At 62.3% G+C, this 1,198-nt stretch carries 2 protein-coding genes; both read left to right on the top strand.

The window, feature by feature from the left end; genetic code table 11:
• On the top strand, window positions 1–155 hold a 155-nt coding region (locus tag EOM25_15175; protein ID NCC26521.1), incomplete at its 5' end, for a hypothetical protein.
• Between the two features lie 35 nt (window positions 156–190).
• On the top strand, window positions 191–1,198 hold a 1,008-nt coding region (locus tag EOM25_15170; GenBank protein NCC26520.1), incomplete at its 3' end, for an inorganic phosphate transporter.

The following is a 1,198-nucleotide window of genomic DNA, read 5'->3' as shown; positions in this document are numbered from 1 at the left end:
TCCTCGGCTCCTCCCTGGCCCTGGTCCTGGTCAGCCTCATCGGGGTCATGTTCGCCCAGGCCATCTGCCAGTTCGTCTCTCCGGAGATCATCAAGAAGGTCGCGGCCGTGGGCTTCGTGGCCATGGGCGTGCTCATCTACTTCGACGTCTTCTGAAAACCCGGGAGGAATAGGGCCCGACCTGCCCGCTCATGGACCTCTACGACCTGTTTTTCTACCTCTCCCTGGGGGCCGGCTTTCTCATGGCCTTCAACCTCGGGGCCAACGACGTGGCCAACTCCATGGCCTCGGCCGTGGGCGCCAAGGCCATCAGCGTTCGCCAGGCCGTGCTCATCGCCGGCATCCTGAACTTTGTCGGGGCCGTTTTTCTGGGCTCCCACGTCACGGCCACCATCAGCAAGGGCATCATCGACCCCTCCCAGATCTCCGACCCCAAGCTGCTCATGATCGGCATGTTCGCGGCTCTTCTTTCGGCCTCTTTGTGGGTCATGGTCGCCACCCTGACGGCCCTGCCTGTGTCCTCGACCCACTCCATCGTCGGCAGCATCATGGGCTTCGGCCTCGTGGCCGGAGGACCCAGCGTGGTCAACTGGCTCAAGATGGGCGGCATCGTCATGTCCTGGATCATCTCGCCCTTTTTCGCCGCCACCATCGCCTATTTGATCTTCACCCATATCCGGCGAACCATTTTATTTCGTCGGGATTTCATCCGCCAGGCCATCCGCTGGGGCCCCATCTGGATGAGCCTGACCATGGCCCTGATCAGTCTGAGCTTCGTCTACAAGACCCCCATCGGCAAGGAACTCCAGCTCGGGCACGCCATGTCCCTGAGCCTGACTCTGGCCTTGAGCCTCGGGGTCTGGGCCATCGGCCGGAGGTGGGCCAAACGCCTCCAGATCACGCAGGAAATGGGAGCCGAAGGCGTGGAACTCGTCTTTCGCAAACTCCAGGTGGGTACGTCCTGTTATGTGGCGCTGTCACAGGGGGCCAACGACGTGGCCAATGCCATCGGACCCGTGGCCGCCATCTACCTCATCAGCAAGGAGCATATTCTTTTGGCCAAGGCCCCGGTTCCCATGGAGATTCTCGTCCTCGGAGGATTGGGCATCGCCATCGGCATCGCCGTCCTCGGCCACAAGGTCATGGCCACCGTCGGCGACAAGATCACGGCCCTGACCAACACCCGGGGCTTTGCCGTG

The sequence above is a fragment of the Deltaproteobacteria bacterium genome (assembly GCA_009929795.1).
Classification (GTDB): Bacteria; Desulfobacterota; Desulfovibrionia; order Desulfovibrionales; family Desulfomicrobiaceae; genus RZZR01.
Note: the sequence above shows the minus strand (reverse complement) of the source record. Positions and strands in the feature narration are given on the sequence as shown.